Here is a 19,637-nt window from a genome sequence, read left to right on the forward strand (position 1 = left end):
CGCACTCCACAATAGGCGGTACGGGCACATTCTTGTTATTGCTTGGCTGTAATCAATTGATCAAGTCTGATAGCAATGGCTGCCGCCTGTTCACGCGTAAGCGGACTGGACGGATTCACCTTGTTGCCTTCCCCAAGGATAATGCCGTTCTTGATGCTCAATGCTACTGCTTGTCTTGCCCATGCGGGAACTTTATCTTTATCGGTGAAACCAGCCAGAATTGCTGTTACTTCTGCATCACTGATCTCACTGCCTGGGCTGACAAGGGTGAGCAGTCTGCCCAGCATCGTCATGGCTTCCATTCGTGTCAGCGTACCCTGAGGCGCATACTTGCCGCCTTCGAATCCGGTGACAATACCCAGCTGTGCAGCAATGGAGACGCTGCGGTTATACCAGCTGCTGCTGCCGACATCACTGAAGCCTGCAGAAGGTGCCTGCTTGTTCATCAGACCTGCGACGCGCAACAGAATCGTTGGATACTCTGCTCGGGTCACTTTGCCGGTCGGATCAAAGGTATCTGCAGATTTGCCTAATACGAACAGCTTGGCGGAGGCTGCTGCAATACCGTCCTTGCCCCAGCCTGCAGGCATATCCTTGAAGGTCTTCTGATTGCGGATGAAGTAGAGGCTGCCTTCTCCGGTCAGTTGCACATTCACTGCCGTACCGCTGCTGTCCAGTTTCCATGGCACAGTAGTCCAGTTACCGGCTGCATCCTTCAGCACAATTGCTGTAATTTCGTTTGCTGCAAGCGGCGAAGGAATGGTAATCTTGGCTGCAAGTGCCGGTGTCCAGCTGCCTGCTGGCAGGTTAGCCGATACCGTAACACCCTGTCCTGCGGCCATAAGCGTGAAGCCCTGCTGATCGGCTATGGTCTTCATGGCCTGCTGATCTGCAGCGCTGTTCTGGCCAATGCCCACCACAAGTTCACCATTCACAGCGGAAAGATTCTCAGGTTCAAGAACCAAACGACCCATCGGCACCTCGATAATCACTTTCTTCTTCGCTGCAACGGCCTGCTTGACAACACTCTGATCCACATGGATACTGAATGCTTTTGCAGCCGGATCTGCGGAACTAACCGTGAGATCGCTGCCCGCTGCGGCTTCTTTATCGGTAATCCGGATTACCGCTGTAAGCCCGTTCCATTCTGTGACAACCGGCTGTCCGTTAACAGTTACTTGTGCGGCTGTATCTGGTGCTTGCTCTTCTACTACGCCTGGTGTGGCAGCTCCGCCACCACCACCGCCGCCACCGCCACCGCCTGTTCCAGCACCGCTGCTGGACCATACAGTTGCTGTAACCTGACCCGCTGCCTTAACCAGCTTATCGGTAGATGTCCGCTTAGCGAGCACGATTACATCACCGTAAGAAGCGCTGATTATACCGTCCAGCGGAAGGAGCGGCCAAGAGCTGACATTATCATCGAAGGCCGGCAGCACGGCGCCGGAACGATATACCTTATACGCAATCTGCTGTCCGGTCATATCCCCGGAGGAAGTAATGGTGATCTTGGTACGGCTGCTGTCTGCATAAATATAAGAAGTGCTGGCTTGAATTGCACCAAGCTTCTCTGGTTTCGGTACGGCTACTGTGGCCGCAACCATGCCTTTGAGCGTTACACCCTCGGACACCTTATACTCTGCTTCAATTAAGCTGGAGCCTGTGGCAAGCGCCGTAACACTGCCTTCTGCCGACAAGGACACTGCATCGCCTACGGCGACTGTATAAGTCAATTTCTGCAGATCCTTATCTGCAATTGGCTCATCCTTGAATTTCGGCTTGCCGGTATTCTCGTCCTGTCCATCCGAGACCTTGAGATAAGCCTGAACTTTGCCTGTCTGCCCTGGCACCAGGTCCTTTTCCATTCCCTTCAAAACCAGTGCTACAGGAACCTTGTAACCAGCGTTCGTGATAACCACAACCGCTGTGTTCAGATTCTTTGCCTCATCGGAGGCAACAATGTTAAGTGCCACGGAAGGCTCATCGGATTTGATCTCCACAGTTCCATTAAAGTCCCCCGTCAGCGGGTCCACCTTAAGGGTAGTAGGAATCTCCACTTCCTTGTATTTGCCATCCGGCTGCAATTGGTTCACTGTATATTTCGCTGTCAGCACAGTTCCTGTTGTTGTAGTTCCTGCTACATGAACAGCGCCGTTTGCGGTACGTTCACCCGTTACCGGCTGATCAAGATACAAGACTGGAGCGATCGTATCTACAGTCATATACAGCATCGTGACCGAAATATCCTTGGTCGTCATGTTTCTGGCTCTCAGTTCAAGAGCGAACGGCCCGTCTGTCTGGAACTGGTCGAGATTCAGAACGCCTTGGCTTCCGCCGCCGGCCTTGTTCGTCAAAGCTACCGACCCGATGGACTTCTCAGCATTAAAGACCTCCACCGTCACATTGGACTGGTCTGAAGTGAGCGTCAGCTTCTGCTTCGTTTCACTGGTCAGCAGGTTAATGTAATTTCCGGTATCCTGTACGGTACCAGATCCGCTTGCCACAGTAAGCTTCGGCAGGCTTGGAACCGGCAGCAGCTTCTTGCTGCTGTTCTGGTGCTCAGCATAGTGATAGTTCTGATTCTTGTCCGCATCTTCAGTTGGAACTGTTGCGGCAGTGACACCGACAACATACTCCGTTCCAACTTCCAGACCGGTATACTTCAACTTGGTCACATCTGTAACCGTTCCTTCAAGGCTGGTCGTATTCACTTCATCCGAAGTGGATAGGGCCTTCCAGCCTCCGATCAGAATACCTTCATATTTACCGGTTGCTGCATTCCAGTAAGGCTGAAGTTCTTCTTCGGTGTACAAAATTTCGCCAAATGGAGAATAAGTCTCCAGCTTGCCGTTCACTTGGACCTGAGCATCAATGACGAAGCTATGCTCGTAAGCGTTATGTCCCGCTTTTTTGGCTCCCGGCTTGAAAGAGAGTGAGAACAATCCATTACCGGCAGGTACAACCGAGACATCACTGACAACCTGCGGTGCAAGCGGATCAATGAGCTCGAATCGCTGCGGTGAAGTCTTCGTGCCGAAGGTAGCGCTGGATTTCAGCTCGGCCCGCAGATAATAATTGCCTTGTCTGAGCAGCCCGCGGATATCCTCGGGATTGCCCATCAGCGTTACATTCGTTACATCAATTACTGTACTGCCGCTGGTTATGCCACCACTGACAGAACCGCCGGCACCAACCGGCACATCTTTGGCAATCAGCATCCCCGGATCTCCCGGTGACAGCACCTCTTGCCCTTCCACGATAGTCTTTTCAGTGGTTACCGCATCTTCAGCCAAGTACAGATTCACTGTATCTCCTTCTGCTGCGTTGGCTACTTTCCAGGATGCCGTGAATTTATTGACATTCGAGCTATCCTTCGCGAGATTTACTTCGCTGAGCTGAGGCAGGGTTGGAACATTCATCAGCTTGGTTTCTACAGCCGAGACTGCAGTAAGCGTCCAGGTTCCGCCTTTCTTAGCTTCATTCTCAGGGATAATAATGTAAGCTCTGCGGATATCCACTTCAGCATTAAGCTTGGATGGATCCGGTGATACATCACTGGCAGGAATATATTGTGTAAAAGCATTAGCTTTAGGATTAGGCTTGTCCGGATTCGCAAAGGTTTCGAATACCACCGGATAATCCTTGCCCGCTGCATCCTGCAGCTTAAATTCCGGCATATCCTTACTGCTGTATTCCATTTCGATAATGGCATTACCGGTTGCAGCCCCCATATGAATCTCATGGATTCTGCCGCCGTTCTTGACCGTAATGCCGCCTACGCCGACATTAACCGATCCGTTCTCAACAATTTTCACACCTTCTGCTACTTCACGGTAGATAATCTCCTGATTCTCTTCCTCAGCAGCAGGGGCGGCCGAAGTGGCAAGAGTCTCTACACCTTCACCAATAACCATCAGGCGCGGTCCATTATCGGGATCATCCACTACGAGATGAATCATACCTTCCGGCAGCTGATCGCTTGATGTACCGAACTCTATGCCTCCGCTCCAGTAGTAGGTAATACCCAGCGAGATGAAGAGAATGCCGATACTGCCCCATACCTTATCATTGTTGACCCCGAGGAACATACTGGACAGCGGCATTCCACCGACAACCGGTACACTATTTGGGATCTGTACTTTGGAGCCGATATAGCCTTCAAAGTCAGTGCGGTTCTTCTCCAGATTCTGTCCGACGAAGATTCCCGCCTTACCGATGATGATAACCCAGCCGCCGATATCCATAGCTGCCTCTACCCGCACGAACCATGGAGTCACCCATTGCGCTTCAAGCAGCGCTTTGGTGAGCATTGGAAGCCGGTCATCCTTCTCAGCTTCTGCGTCTGCGGAGAAGTCAAGCCGTCCTTCCACCTTGAGGCCGGTACGCTTCACCGTCAGGTCAACATCCCCGAAGAAGTACGCCGGGGCAATCCCGAACCGCATGCCTACGCCAGCTTCAATCGTCAGCGGGAACGGGTCCTGCGCCGTACCGCCGGCAATGGTATCCGCCAGCTCGCGCACTGCACCGCGTACAGCGGTCAGATAGGTTGCACCGGTGACAATAATACCCGGAGCCGGCAATTCAGCCCCAAAGGCGATTACATCCGGAAGAATCCGGCCGTCTTTTACCTTTTTGAGCGAGAATTCAATCTCCACACCCAGCATGTTCTTCAGCTGTGCCGCGAACTCCAGGCCATATTCATTACCAACTCCGCCGCCCTGCACGGCATGTTTGATGGTAACCTTACCGCTGGGAGCATCCGGACCTTTCTTCTTATCCGCGTCTTTCTTCTTATCCGGTCCGAACAAGCCCATCTCCTGATTCAGATCGAAGCCGAGTGAGGCATCTACGCCATAGAAGCCTGCGCTATTGAATATGACATTCTTAATTTCTGAGTTAATGATCTTCAGGGACAATGAGCCGCCGAAGGAAATCCCATTCTCTCTCAGAATGAAATCATTGAAGGAGAAGCCAAAGCCGTCAATCGCGAAGCTTGGAGCCCCAAACAAGGACTGCTTGTTGAAGTACACATCCCCGATCATGACCTGGCGCAGCGGATTCAGTCTGTCGCCCACACCGCCGATAGCCCATTTCAGACTGCCGTTCTGGCTGTCGTCTTCCGGATTACCGTCATTTCCTTTATCTTCCTTACTGCCTTCTTCCTCTTCATCGTCATCCTCTGGCGTCTCCACCTTGGACGGATTGTAGTTCTCATCTCCAAGGGATTTGGAGAAGCCGTTGAAGAAATCAAGCGTCCATTCGCCCTTATGGAAGACGAAGCCGCTGCTCGCTACACTGAGCGTTCCGTCACCCTTGATGAACAAGGTATCCAGGAAGGGAAGATCGCCCGGAAGGCTGTTTCCGAAGATGTCCAGCTTGCCGCGTACAAAAGCCAGATCCTTGCCTGTATAGGCAACAGCATCATTAATAATTGCCGGTTCTGTCTTGGTATCCACGATGACCTGCTCTTCATCACCCGTGCCGACCTGCTTGATCATTCCGCGGACCGTAACCAGAACCTCACGGTCGAATTCCGGGTCCTCGGATTCTGATTCTTCCTGGAAGGCTTCAAAATCCTCTTCTGTTGCAAACAATTTGTAGGCATACAGCGGAGTCTCTTTGAGCGCTTCATCATCCATGAATTCACTGATATCGAATTCAGGATCAACCGCCTTGCTGGCTGCTCCGAACAAGGCCTTGGTCTTCTTATACTCGGTGACAGCTGAGTACAGGAACGAGCCGTTCTTAAATGGCTCACCCGGGAACAGCGAGTTCAGCTGATCCAGCAAGTCATCCTTTACAGAAGCGCCGTTCGCGAGGCCGCTGATATCCACAGCTTCCCTGTACACAGCCATAACTCCGGCTTCACGGATCCGCGTCTCATCATTATCTGTAACCAGGAAGGATTGAGGGGTAGTAATATCGTAAAGGGCTGCTACTTCCTCGTCGCCACCGGCATCGCCTTTATAGTCGATCTCCACTGCGTATTCACCCAGCGGCAGCTCGGGTCCCAGTCCGGATTCCAGCACATTGCCGCCTTCATCAACCCGTTCCCCGCCGCGGTAAGTAATCCGCATGGCACCTGAGAAACCATCGTCTGTAGGCTGCATAACCACTGCATCCTGCACATTCACCTTGTACCGGCTTCCGGATACCAGATCCTTGAGGTACAGGTCAAAGTTCGGTGCTGTGGTTGCATTGCCCGTATTATAGGCTTCAATGTTCGACAGATTCACAGTCAGATATTTCACATCTGAGCTATACAGCTCTGCCGGTGACAGAGCGTATGAATACGTAGCCGTTGCTTCGCCTACCGGCGGCAGCAGAATGAAGTTTGTACGGCTCGACTCATATTGGGCTTTGATGCCTTCATCCTCAATGCCCTCAATCTTGCCCTGTGTTTCCGGGCTTCTCGCGGAAATCATGTAATCCCGCGTTACCGGCCAAGGTCTGCCTTTAGCCTGAACACGGAAAGTCGCAGTGATGGCATCACCCGGCTTGTACTTCGGCTCAATTCCCAATGCAGCTTCCTCAGGAGAGGCTGACTTTTTGAATTCCAGCATTTTGCTGCGGTCATTCTCCAGGACTGGCTTGCCATTTGCGTCCAGGACGTCTTTGCCGCTCTCATCCTGCCTGACGAAGCTGAGACCGCTCTCCAGCGTCATCTCCACTTCGATCTTGGAGTGCTCCATATTGTAGGCTTGCAGATTCTCAACCTCGGCTGTGATCGTGAAGACTCCGTTATCCACGTACTTCGACGGAACCGTCTCCCCTTGTTCCAGCGCAGCCGTAGCCAGCTGTTGAACCTGATCTACATAGCGGATTGAGAACACTTTATCCGGAGCAGTTATTTCTCCAAGTCCATAGACAGTTTCGAAGCTCTGGAAGCCTCCGGCTGCCACTTTATCCGGGTTCCAATAGAAGGCAACGGCGGAGTCCGCCGTGCCGTAATCATTGGTGTCTCTGGTGAAGTCCAGGTTGGGATGTACTTCATAATCCCATTTCGTATTCGCCAGGCCGTTCCAGTGACCGACAATCATTTCATCCACAATATTAATGTTCTGTTCGGCAAAGTTATTGAAGCCATAGGCAACGACATTGGTTGCCTGGGGATTAGTCAAATCCAGCTTGTCGCGCATTACCCAGTAAGAAGGAATCTTGAAGTAAGCTCTGTCCTCTTCAGGGATTCCGGCATTATCCTCCGGATTATGCACCAGCTTCCGCTCTACCTGCAGCGGTGACTTGTAAGCTGTTCCAATCTGGAACTGCGGCCCGTCGTTGCCGCCGACCATCGTATCCAGCAGGATCCGGCTTCCGATCTCTACCTGCGCATTGCTCCGGTTATTCACTTCATAGCGGATGTTGACATTTCCGGAATTGACAGCATCCTTGCTGTCGGTGTAGAGCATCAGAATCTGCTTAATCTCTACGCCTTTAATCTTCCAGATCATCTCCAGCTGCTTCGTGCCATTCGAATTCTCTACCACCTTGGGTGTAGTAGTCTCTGAATAATGACTGTTGTCAAACTTGTACTTATTCCCGTAAATATAATCAGTTCCGTCAATCCGGAACGTCGTGAACGACGTTTCCGGATCATCTCCCTGGAACAGCAAGTTTACGTTGTTGTCATTCTTGCGGATGGGCTGGCCATCCACGGTCCGAATCCCGTAGCGTCCGGTTTCATTATCCACAGTAACCTTAATAAAGTTATTCTCTACAACAGTTGTCTTTGTACTGCTGGCCGCCTCCACAAGCGCATGAAAGCTCTCGGAGGTGGACAGAAATACCATGATTATTGTGAGCATGAGCGCGGTAGCGCGTTTGAGCAGCTTCACCATGTATTCCCCCTGTTTATCTTTCATTTATTTCATGTTGCCAATAAAGAAGGTGGCAAACTCGCGGTCCCGCTCCTGTGTTCTCACGACAATCGTGTACCAGCCTGTTTTCGGGAAGGTGACTTTAAATTGACTGCTCACGAGTTCGTCATAAGTCAGCTTCTGCTTCACCAGCTTCAGCTGTCCTTCGCGGTACAAACCAGGGTAATACAGAATATCAAATGTTCCTGCCTGATTGACCTTGTCTACTCCGGCTACCTTCATAATGTTGTAGCCTGATACCTTAAAGGTAAGTGTATTGGTATTGAACAGTGCAGACTCGCCGGAGGATGCCGAGATTAAGGTATCGTTACCGAAGATCAGCAGTCCGCCATCCTTCACGACCACCACATCCTGATATACAACCGTCTCATTCCCTACCTGGTCAACCGCCGTATAAGCTACACGCTGGCGTCCAAGCTTGCTCAGATCCAGCCCGCTGACCGATACCTTCACACCCGCTGCTTCCGATACATTATCGGAAACTGTGAAGCCGCCGAGATCTGCGCGGAAGTTAAAGTCCTTCTTGTTCTGGACAATACCTGCTGTTTCGTTATTCAGTGTCAGCTCAGGCGGTGTGTTATCAAGACCCGCTATGGTAACCGGAACCTTGTTCACATTGCCCAGAAGATCCGAGATGGCGACTACCGCTGACCCGCTGCTCTCAAAGTCACGTGAGTAGCTGAACGTTCCATCAGCTTTACTGATCTGATTCGAATACGCCGCTCCGCCCTCAATAGGTCTTACTCCGAAGAACATTTTATTAGGTGCTGTGACGCTGCCGCTAATCGTAACCTTCACTTTACCCTTGGCATATTTCTGTCCGCCGATCGTAACAATCTGATCGGCCGGAACCGCTTTGCCTTCCGCATCTACAAAGGTGTAGGCAATTTTATCAGCTTCAGGCGGTGCGGAGAGAATATTCGTAACCTTCTCTTTAATGACTGTCGTATTGCCGTACTCATCTACAACTGTGAAGGAGGCTGTTCCATTCTCAGTCAGTGTAATGCTCTTGGCCTGACTGATAATGTTAATAGCTTTAGCCGAGGCATCTGCCTTCTCAACCGTTACTGTAGTGCCGGTGGAGAATAGTACATTGCCGTTATTATCCTTCACGGTATTGAAGGTGCTGCTGCCGTTCAGGCCATATTGGTAGGAACGGACCACTTTCACCTTCGGAGCTTCTTTGTTAATGTTCTTTACCGTGGCTTCGACGGTATTTGTATTCCCGGCCGCGTCCTTAATCTCAAAGACGAAGGTGCCATTTTCCTTGAAGGTGTAGGCATTTTTGCCGCTATTATTAGTAATCGTTACAGGCTCAGAGGTGCTCTGAAGATAAGCAACCACATTACCGTTCGTACGCTCCATGTTCGAGTATTCAACCGTTCCCTCTGGAGGCGTACCGTCAATATTCTTCACAACCAGATACAGGGTATCTGTCCGGTCCGGATCACCGAGATCGGTCAGATCGAAGCTGTAATAGCCATTCTCATAGATCTTGAATGAGTTTCCGGTCCGCACAGGCACCGAAGGGTTAATCTTCGAAGGCATCACGCGGATACCCGGCGGAAGCGTGAACTCAATATCTGCCCCAACCGTGGCATTTACCGGACTGTTCACGCTGAGCGTTGCAAGCGCATAGACGGGCTGTTCGGTTGTAGAAGCGCCTTCGATATCAAGCTTGGCCGCTTCACTGATCAACCCGCCCGGTGTTCTGTACTTGACCCACACCTGCAGCTGTGTCGGATCACCAGTCGGAACCTTCACGGCTACGAAGTTGGTATAAGGCTTCCAGTTGATCCAACTTGCACCGTTATCAGGTGATACCGAATATTCATATCCCGTTTTGTCCTCTGTCTCGAGGCTCAGCTTCACAATCGCTGTGTATCCATCCTTTGCATCACCGGACAGATAGATAAGAGAAGACTTCGCATCGGATACAGGTGCCTCCGGTTTGGAAGATGCTGATACCTTGAAGGTTCCTCCGCTTGCCGTCACAGAGCTGTTGCCTGCCCCGTCAACCGCGAGTACATATAACCGGTATTCAGCAATTTGTCCCGCGTCCAGCGATTTGTCGTCTATGGACACCGAACCGCCTGCCGGAACGTCCTTCCATTCTGTAGAAGACTCTGTAGGTACTTCTGCACCTGTTTCTTGTTTGACCCATTTATATTTGCTGACAAGTCCTGTTTTGCTATAGAATTCCGACACGCTGATCCGCGTTTTCTGCTGCGGCAACGGGTAAGCAATAGCATCAGGGCTGAAATACACCACCGGTGCTTCATTGTCAAAATAATAAGCTTTCGAATAGTAATACGTTCTGTCGCTGTGCTTCACCATAAGATGAATGTATTGCGTTCCGTTCAATTCAGATTTAGCCGGAATGACATAGCTGTAGGTGGCTTCACTTACAGAAGCATTAAGTCCCATCGCTGCCAGCTTGGAATCCGTATTATCTTCTGCCGGCTCCGCTGCGCCTACTGCTGCCGGTTCAGTGGCGCCTGCTGAAGCAGCAGGTGCAGTTGCCGGCTCGGCACCGCTCTCTGGTGACGGAGTTTCTTCAGCCGCCAGTGGGGTCAGTTCAGGCTGAACCGGTCCTTCGGACAGGAGCTTAAGAATAGCCACCGGTCCGATGTTTGCCGTAACTTCCGGTTCTGCCGGAGCATTCGGCTCTGCTGGAGCTTCAGGCTGAGCAGTCTCTTCCCCGCTGTCTAAGGAATTGTCCACGGACAGAGGTTGTATCAGCTCCGTACTTGCTTCAAGGCCTGTATATTCATTGTCGGACTCAGGATGAATGGAGCTGCTGCTGAAGGCATAGCCCACATAATCCGGGGTCACTCCGCTGATCTGGAACATAACATCATGACTCCGAACGTAGTCAGGATTAGCTTCCGGTGTGAACTGCGTCGGAATCGTAGCCTCTGAACTCACAACAACCGCCTTTTCCTGCGGTGTCTTGACCGTTTCGTTGCCCGCATTATCGAGTGCCTTCAGATAGAGCCAGTAAGCGCCATCCTCATCAATATCCTCATAAGTAGACCGGGTTACGGTATTCCCGGAGTATGATGTATCGGCCCACTTAATGTCCTGCGGTGAATCCCCGTCCTTCACCCATTGATACTGCACGTTCTTGACGCCGCTATGCGGGTCCTTTACAAGTGCTTGCACAGTGGTGCTGTCCTCGGCGGCCATTGTAATGGCAGGTCCCTGATTGTCCAGCTTCAGGATACCTACTTCATGGGTCCAGTTGGAATCATCCTGTTTGAAATCGTCAACCTTCCAGACACTCAGGTCGCCGTATTGTCCAACAGCGGCCAGTGCCTGATTGTCAGCATAGAAGATTTTATCTGCCTTCGAACCCGGTGCTTCTGCAATCCAGGCATCATACTGCGACTGATGGCTCGCCACATAAGCTTTTTTCTTCTCGTACTGCATCAGTTCTCTGGCCGAATCCCAGGTCATATCCGCTGTCCAGGTATGCAGGTACCATTCACCGCTGTTTCCGGCTTCGAACGCTTCAGGCGGAGGAGAGAGCAGGTTGGTCTTGTTATTCACTACCGACAGCTGTACATTCTGGAATTCTCCGGGATACAGCTCTTCCGACGGTTGTTTGGCAGAGAGCGCGTAACGCTTGAGTGCCGCGTTATTGTCTCCGGCTACAGAAGCAAACGGATCCGCTTTATCCTGACTCCACCAGTAGTAGACAAGTCCAACGGAAGGCGATGCTTCCGCACTCATATTCGAAGGCCGGTAGATTCCACGGCTCGGCCGTTCTGCACCACGGTCTGCTTCAGTCGGATCAAGGTGGGGTACTTTAATCGAAGGATCATTGGCATCGATCGTTACCTTACCTTTTTTCGAATAGGCTGTATCACTCGCGCCCTGTGCCTCGAACCGGTACCCGATAATCGGCTTTGTATTGTCGATGAACAGGTTCGCCCAGTCAATCTTGGAGTTGGCGAGCGAGAAGTCACCACCATCAATATTAGGAATCTTCTCTTCATGTATTCCATCGAAGTTAGCGGGCTGAATCATCAGGTTGCCCGCGTAATCCTGGATAACATCCGTATCCATATTGATAGGCAAGCTGCCGCCCTTGGCATCATTAGATACGGCGATGGCCTTGAGCAACGGTGTTTCCACAGTTAGTCCGTCAGGCACTGTCATACGGAAGCTCCAATTTCTTGTATTCTTGCCTGCAACATAATAAGCTTTCATTCCGTTATTGAACAGGATGAAGGTTTTCTTCTCATCCCAGCCGGTTTTGGCAATTGCCTCTTCCGTCATCTGCAGGGTGAAGTCAATAACATCTCCCTTATTCAGCGTCACACCAGTCAGAATCTCCGGTTGAATGCCGTTAGCAGTCTTGGAATACTTCGGTCGCACTGCATCCACGATGACGCGAAAGCCGCCCCGATCGAAATCAAACGGGTTCCCGCTTTTATTATTCAGCCAGGCATTGCTGCCGCTGCTCGGTACAGTGTTGAGATTTACAACTGCTTTATTCCCCGCCGCATCACTGAGCACGGCTTCTTTCAATTTATTATCCAGCGACAGATCCATTTGCGCCCCGCCGGTGGTTCCCCCGGTAATTAGCGGTCTCAGAGGAAGATTACTGCTGTTATGAAAAGGAACTCCTGTATATTTATAGGAAATTTTCTTTTGGTAGGAAGTTAAAGTGTCCCTAGTAAAGCTTGTATTCTGCAGATACTGCTGCTGTCCGGCTGCCGGAAGTCCGGTGTCCGGATCATTAATGAACAGTTTGTGCCGCAGGAAGTAGTCAGAGTTATCTTTCACTACCGTAGTCGGTCTGACCGGCTCACTGAAATTGTAGCTGAGCGTGATGTTCTCATCTCTTTTTACATACAGCTCTTGCTGATTAATATTCTCGTTCAGCCGTTCAGCACCGTTGCCGGTGAATGTATAGTTATCGATGACCGGACGCTTGAGATCCTGGAACTTGAGGTAGAACCCGCGCACACCCGCTGCTTCACCGTCGTCATCGCCTTCGCCCCAGACCTCAATGGTAATAACAGAATTAGGTTTGATGATGGCCTTGGCCGACTTGTTATACCGCTGGCTGCTGCCTGTTCGTTCATTGATAATATTTTTTCCGTCAATGTTTACGGTAATGGACGAATGACGGGTCCATAAGAACCCGGAGTGACGCCGTAGCACGGCAAACCCTGTAAGCATCTCGGCATGTCCGCTCTCCGCCATATTCCTTAGAATGGTATTGTCGGCTACATTCACCTGGAATTTAACCGTTGCTTCATTATCATCGACACCGGCAAAGATATCTCCTTTGGCCCAATCGTATTTGGCATCCTTGTCTTCCTCTGTCTGCTTGAAGCCTTCCACCTTGGTATAAAAGTTGAGAAATGTATTGTCCGCAGCGTAGCTTAGATTGCCGACATGTTGTCCGTTCGCAAACGTTACCTCAAAATCATCACCCGCAGCTTCTGCCAGGCCACTAAAGGAACCGGGTATTAACGACAACAACATGCTGAGAATCAAACTTAGCGAGGTATATTTCTTCAATCTCCTGCTCATTAACAATGTGATGCTCCCCCTTATTCGTTCATCATTTCCTGTCCGGCGTGTAGCAAGATTCGCTGCAGTATCTATTAGCTCCCTTAGCTCCCGCATTCTCCTTTCACTTGCCTTCCCGCGGACCAAAAACAATTAAATTCTTATTACTGCAATTATCATATCTGCGATCCATTCTATCAGGCCGCTCTAAACAAACTCTTAACAAATCTCGACAAAAGTCGTTTCAAATGGTCCTGAATAGGGTAAATGTCCCGAAAATATGAAAAAAGTCGCGTTTTCTTTAAAAAAAATGTCTAAAAACACAAAAAAAGCAGCCCCAGATGAACTGGTGCCGCTTCTTAACATCCCTATCTTTTACGATCTCACAAACCATCCGCTAAAATAAAATCCTTACTTCCCCACCGGAGCCCGGCCAATTGCCGCGCCTACCTTATGCAGGATATTCGCCATGGAGGCAGCATCCTTCACATCATATTCGTCAATGTTCAGTCGCAGCACCGGGCAGGCACTGAACTCGTTAATCCACTGGGAATACCGGCCATGCATATGCTCCCAGTAGGAGACATCCGTCTGAATCTCCATCTCGCGCCCGCGCTCATTGATCCGGGTCAGAATCGAAGGCAGGCTGCCTTCAATGTAGATCAGCACGTCAGGATGCGGGAAATACGGCGTCATCACCATCGCCTCGTACAGGCTGGTGTAAGTTTCATAATCGGTTTTTGACATCGTGCCCTGATCGGCATGCATTTTGGCAAAAATCCCTGTGTCCTCATAAATCGAACGATCCTGCACGAACCCTCCGCCCAGCTCGAACATCTTCTTCTGCTCCTTGAAGCGTTCCGCGAGGAAATAGATCTGCAGGTGGAAGCTCCACCGCTCAAAGTCATGGTAGAACTTCTCCAGATACGGATTATGATCTACCTGCTCAAGTGACGTCTGGAACTGCAGGCGTTCCGCCAGTGCTGCGGTCAGTGTCGATTTGCCGACGCCCACCGTGCCGGCTACCGTGATAATTGCATTGTCCGGGATGTTGTATGAGTTCATTTCATAAGCTCCTTTAATTGTTCTGCGATTGCGGCGAAGTCTTCCGGGTTCTCTACAAAATCGACTTTGTTGCCATCGATGGTAATAATGACCGTAGAGGGTTCGCGGCGGGCCAGTGAAGCCATCGCATCGTCATAATCCTCGATCAGCTGCTGCAGATAAGCAGGCGCAATGATCTCTTCGAACGTACGGGCGCGTTTGGCAATTCTGGCCAGCAGCGTATCCAGATCGGCACGAATGTAGAAGATGATATCCGGCTTCGGAAAATCATCAGTCAGGATATGATAGATCTCCCGGTATTTGTCCCGTTTCGATCCCTTCAATGTCCGTTCCCCGAAGATCAGATTCTTATAAATATGATAATCCGAAATGACCGGCTTACCTTTATCTATGTACTGGGTCGTAGTGTCTTCAAGCTGCTTAAACCGGTTGCAGAGAAAAAACATCTCCAGCTGGAAGCTCCAGTCGTCCATATTCTGATAGAACTTGTCCAGAAACGGATTTTCATCCACGATTTCTTTAATGACCGGAAGCTGCATTTCGCTGGCGAGCATCGTGGCGAGGGTTGTTTTACCGGCTCCAATTGGACCCTCCACGGCTATAAAAGGTGCATGTTTCATTAACGCTGATTTCCTCCTCAAATACGGACAATGCCGGGTACAGCTTATTAAATATCGGTGCACAAATCAAATTCCACAAAAAACAGACTAAATCATTGTAACACAGGAGGGCCGGCTATGAACGGTTAATTTTCAAAGAAACTTTCCGCCCTCATACAGCGTCTATATGGAAGGAAATATATTCTTTTATTTACCTATATCAGTAAAAAACATTGAGGGTAGAGGATGCTTTTATGAAAAAAAGAAATCTGCTTGTGAGCTTGATCATGGGTCTGACCGCGGTTCTGAGCATTGGTAATCCTGAGACGGGCTCAGCCGCAAGTGCTTCCGGGATCGCCTCTTATGGAGCCAATGATCTGATTAAGGATGATGGTTCCCTCTGGGTCTGGGGCGACACCAAATCTGTCCCTACACAGGTTCAGGGGTTAAGTGATGTACAAGCTTCTTTTCCCCTGTGGAACAGCGCACTGGTTACGGCCAGGGACGGCTCTGTCTGGAACTGGGAGACCAACGCCCGGACGTTGGAAATAGAAGTGACTCCGATCGCTGAATTAACGAATATGACGGACTTCTTAAGCCTGGAGAGCCGCCGAGTAGCAATCACCGGAGAAGGCAAGGTGTTTATTGCTGTGACGACACCTGACGGTGCGGAGACGACTTCTTTTTCACCAGTCCCCGGTATAGATCAAGTTGCTGCTGTCTCCGGATACAGCGAGAGTAACGGGCAAAGCTATTGGCGGCGTTTCCTGTTCTTGAAGACGGACGGTACAGTATGGACCACCTTTGACGAATTTGCCACCCTCACGCCTGTAGCTAGTCTGACGGACATCACCCAGCTTGAACAGAATTACGCGCTCCGCAAGGACGGCAGCGTCTGGACCTGGCCTATCCAGAATTCTTATCAACCGGAGACTCTAGGCGATGCTTCTAAGCTTACAGCCACCCGCATGCCCGCCTTATCCAGCGTAAGTATTCTGCGCAACAACGGACGTACCCGGCTCGCCATTGACGGGCAATCCCGTTTATGGTTCTGGGGCTCAACGGTCACAGGATACTCCGATGGAACTACTTATGCGGATCAACCCGTTCCCGTCCTTTTCTCAGGAATCAGTAAGGTGACCGATACTTACATCGTCGAACACTCTATTGTTGCGCTGACCTCAGACGGTAAGGTATACGCGGCTTCTACTGAGACGACCCGGATGTCCCCGGACGCTCCGTTCACTCTGCTCACTTCCGATGTTCAGTCCATGAAGGGCGGCGGAAGACATATTATTATGCAAAAGAAAGACGGCACCCTCTGGGGCTGGGGTGTGAACAAGAATGCTCAGCTCGGGTACGGCACCTATGAGTTCAGCTATAAAAACCCTGTCCTGATGCAAAAACCGATTTCTGTCACCCTGAACGGCGAATCTGTCGCCTTCACGAACGGGGTAATTACCCGGAACGGGCAGAATTTCATTCCGCTGCGCTCGTTGTTCAGCAAGATGGGGGCCACCGTCGGTTATTCTATGGATAAGATAGCGACCATTACCGGCACCGGGAAAGATAAATCGCCATTGACGATTGTGATTAATACCGTGAGCGGAGCCACAACAGTAAATGGTAAAAGCATTACACTGCTTACTCCGCCTTTTGTAGTCAATGGTGCCGTCTATCTGCCGCTGCGCTTCATCAGCGAACAGCTTGGGGCCACGGTTGAATGGCTGCCGCAGGAGAGCAGAATTGCAATAAGTCTGAAATAGGGGGAGCAGCAGTCTATGCAAGATAACGAATGGTATGTTTATCACATTGTAACCCGGAACAAAATGAACCTGGGGCAGATCATCAATTTTGACCAAAACCAAAAAAACACCTTATATCACTTCTTTTTTGAGAAGGAACAGATGAATTCCAAAGGTGAAGACTTTATGCAAATTTTTCACGGTCACTATACAAATGACGGCATAAGCATGGATAAAGAGAATGCAGATGTGGCCCTTAGATATATGGGGCAGACCATCCGGGCGATAAGAGAAGCACTCGTTGAAATGGTCAGATTGCAGGAATATCCTGAATATCCTTCCCGGTTGTCGTGCTTGTATGCTGCAAAGAGCTATGAAGACGCTCTGAAATGGAAAGAAATCTTCGTATCTCATCATCGAAAAGTATTGCAGATCGTTAAACTTCGCGTGAACGGGAGGATCTTTGAAGGTGACGGTACTCTTTTGCCAAAAGAGGATGGCCTCCCTTTCTCCCGCAAAATCGAACAAGCCCGGGAATATTGGAAAGGCAATAACCATAACCAGCTTCCTGAGCTGCTGATTAACGGTATAATCGAAGTCGTAGAAATCATTGATGAATTCTAATGTAGTATAATGTTAGTTAAATAAAACAGCGACAGTCCAGGACTTCATTCTTAAGTCCTTTGCTGTCGCTGTTTCAGTTTCCAGGTAAGCCTACTACTGATTTGTCTGCTGACACCACTCAGCCGGGCCGGGCCGCTGTACAGGTCAGCTTAATTCCAGATTATGCTTACCCGATCGGCCCGCCAAACCGCGAAGCCCTGGCCGCACATGCATTTGCCAGCCGGCTTCGCAGCGAAGTCAGCCAATCCGGCTCATTCTCTGCCTGCTCCGCTGCGGATCTCAAGATCCGTGCATAGCCATACAGATCGGCGAACCGTCTGCATGCTGCCATGGAGGGTCCGTCCTGCGGCAGCGGGCGGCGGCTGACATAGCCGTTCATGAAGATCTGCTTCTTGCGCTCATATTCCTCCGGCGCTGCATCTCCCTCCAGGCTATCCAGTGCCTGTTCAATATCCATAGCGTACCAGTGGTACATCGCATCATCGAAATCAATGGCGTTGATGGTATCCGAGGCCTCGTCATAGAACACATTGTCGGGCTCAAAGTCATAATGGATCAGCCCGTAATTCTCAGGCGTGACAGGTTGTCCGGCAAAATATTCTTCCAGCAACCATGTCTCGGCCACAGCCGCTTCTTCCCCGGGAAAATCAGCCAACACGGACAGAATCCATTCCAGCACAGCCTTGTGCGTCCATCTGCCAGGCTGTAAAGGCGTGTATTCATTGGACAATTGATGAAGCCGGCCCAGCGCTTCACCATATTTATATATGATGTGATCATTAAGCTCTGTGCTGCCCAGCTGCACCCCAGCTACCCGCTTAAATACGGAAGCATAGTATGGCCCCCATGGGGTCTCTGCTTCAATAAGCTCTGATCCTGTGCGCGAGGCTACTGCTTCAAGCACACCATACCCGTGCTCACGCAGGTAAGCGATGAACTCAAGCTCTGCCAGTATATTGTCCTTCTGCTTCTCAGTTACTGGCGCGAACCGCAGCAATTGGCTATGCCCTGTGTTCTCAAACGGATACACCGCATTGGAAGAGATCCGGTAATACTGGAACAGATGCAGCGACTCCGGATCATGTTCCCAGTTCCCCAGCAGCATCGCCGCCAGTTCCTCATTCTTGTGTAGATATTGTAATTTCAGCATGCATAGCAGCTCCCTATAGGTTAGTCAACAGAGGAAGACGCAGCATTAACTTGAATGGCCATTCTTGGGCTCGCAGTCTTCAGCTTTCTTTCTCTATCCTCTGTCCTTTATCTTTATTCATTGTTCTACTCTGTTCCTTCTTCCGTCTTGCGCTTCTCTCACCGCAACTGCTGCAGCTCCCCGTTCGTATAACCCGGCCGATCTTAATCATGCCGCTCACTCCCTTCACGTTCAAATCATTCTCTGTTCAATGCTACGCCAGATGCAGATTAAGGGCAATGTAACAAACTTTTTTAAGTATGTTTTACAAGTAAATCTCGCCGAAAAGAAGCCAGAACACTTCACATCAGCAGTGTCCCTTCTCCCGCAGTAAAAACTCACATTAGGGAGTTTTTAGGTTTTTTGTTTCCTTTGACTGTTTTGATTCTTTTGATTCTTTTGATTCTTTTGATTCTTTTGATTCTTTTGATTCTTTTGATTCTTTTGATTCTTTCACTTTCTTCGCTTCCTTCGCTTCCTTTTGGAGCTCAACGGAGCTAAACTGTTGTACTTTTCACAAGATTTTCGCCCATTTGGCGGATGCATACACAAATTGTTGTACTTTTTACAAGATTTTCGTCCATTTGACGGTCGCATTCACGAATTGTTGTACTTTTTACAAGATTTTAAGCCGATTAGCCGATCTAGACTTCAAAATGTTGTATTTTGTGCAAGATTCCCCTTATTTAGCCGATTCGCGCCGCGAATTGTTGTATTTTATGCAACATTTCCGGCAGGTCGGCGGATTAGGGAGCAGCAGGAGTGGCGGGCTGTAAGTAGTGGGTTGTATTGATGTGGTTTGAGCTGGGTTGTACGCTGACCTTTATCGTAGGTTGAATGTTGAGTAGTATCGTGTGTTGTATGGTGAACAGTATGGTGAGCAGTATCGCGTGTTGTACGCTGAGCTTTATCGTGGGTCGTATGGTGCGTTGTATGGTGTTGTACGCTGACCTTTATCGTGGGTTGTATGGTGGGCTGTATGCTGACCTTTATCGTGGGTCGTATGGTG

The 19,637-nt window shown here is 50.1% G+C and carries 7 protein-coding genes; 2 read left to right on the forward strand and 5 right to left on the reverse strand.

Annotated elements, in window-relative coordinates; translation table 11 throughout:
* Positions 1-35: 35 nt before the first annotated feature.
* The 4 genes from GC101_RS19140 to GC101_RS19155 all read right to left on the reverse strand — a co-directional run bounded on the left by GC101_RS19140 (position 36) and on the right by GC101_RS19155 (position 15,091).
* Positions 36-7,838, reverse strand: coding sequence for an S-layer homology domain-containing protein (locus GC101_RS19140; RefSeq protein ID WP_171718523.1), 7,803 nt, complete (start codon positions 7,836-7,838; stop codon positions 36-38).
* Between the two features lie 24 nt (positions 7,839-7,862).
* The gene (locus GC101_RS19145; protein WP_171718524.1) at positions 7,863-13,427 is read right to left on the reverse strand and encodes a hypothetical protein; all 5,565 of its coding nucleotides are present in this window, start codon (positions 13,425-13,427) and stop codon (positions 7,863-7,865) included.
* Positions 13,428-13,817: 390 nt separating this feature from the next.
* The gene (locus GC101_RS19150) at positions 13,818-14,471 is read right to left on the reverse strand and encodes a deoxynucleoside kinase (protein WP_039303943.1); all 654 of its coding nucleotides are present in this window, start codon (positions 14,469-14,471) and stop codon (positions 13,818-13,820) included.
* Positions 14,468-15,091 (reverse strand): deoxynucleoside kinase, encoded by a 624-nt coding sequence (locus GC101_RS19155; protein ID WP_039303946.1) that lies wholly within the window; start codon positions 15,089-15,091, stop codon positions 14,468-14,470. Before GC101_RS19155 ends, GC101_RS19150 begins: the two co-directional genes overlap by 4 nt.
* Positions 15,092-15,324: 233 nt before the next feature.
* Here GC101_RS19155 and GC101_RS19160 point away from each other — a divergent pair, with 233 nt between their 5' ends.
* Together GC101_RS19160 and GC101_RS19165 are read left to right on the forward strand one after the other, a co-directional pair.
* A complete protein-coding gene (locus GC101_RS19160) occupies positions 15,325-16,836 on the forward strand; it encodes a stalk domain-containing protein (RefSeq protein ID WP_171718525.1) in 1,512 nt (503 codons plus the stop codon).
* 15 nt (positions 16,837-16,851) lie between these two features.
* Positions 16,852-17,439: a DUF2441 domain-containing protein gene (locus tag GC101_RS19165; RefSeq protein ID WP_171718526.1), complete on the forward strand. Its 588-nt coding sequence runs from the start codon at positions 16,852-16,854 to the stop codon at positions 17,437-17,439.
* Between the two features lie 166 nt (positions 17,440-17,605).
* Here GC101_RS19165 and GC101_RS19170 read toward each other — a convergent pair whose 3' ends face one another.
* Positions 17,606-18,589 (reverse strand): phosphotransferase enzyme family protein, encoded by a 984-nt coding sequence (locus GC101_RS19170; RefSeq protein ID WP_171718527.1) that lies wholly within the window; start codon positions 18,587-18,589, stop codon positions 17,606-17,608.
* Positions 18,590-19,637 lie beyond the last annotated feature (1,048 nt).

Origin of the sequence: Paenibacillus phytohabitans (assembly GCF_013141775.1) — a bacterium.
GTDB lineage: Bacteria > Bacillota > Bacilli > Paenibacillales > Paenibacillaceae > Paenibacillus_AQ > Paenibacillus_AQ phytohabitans.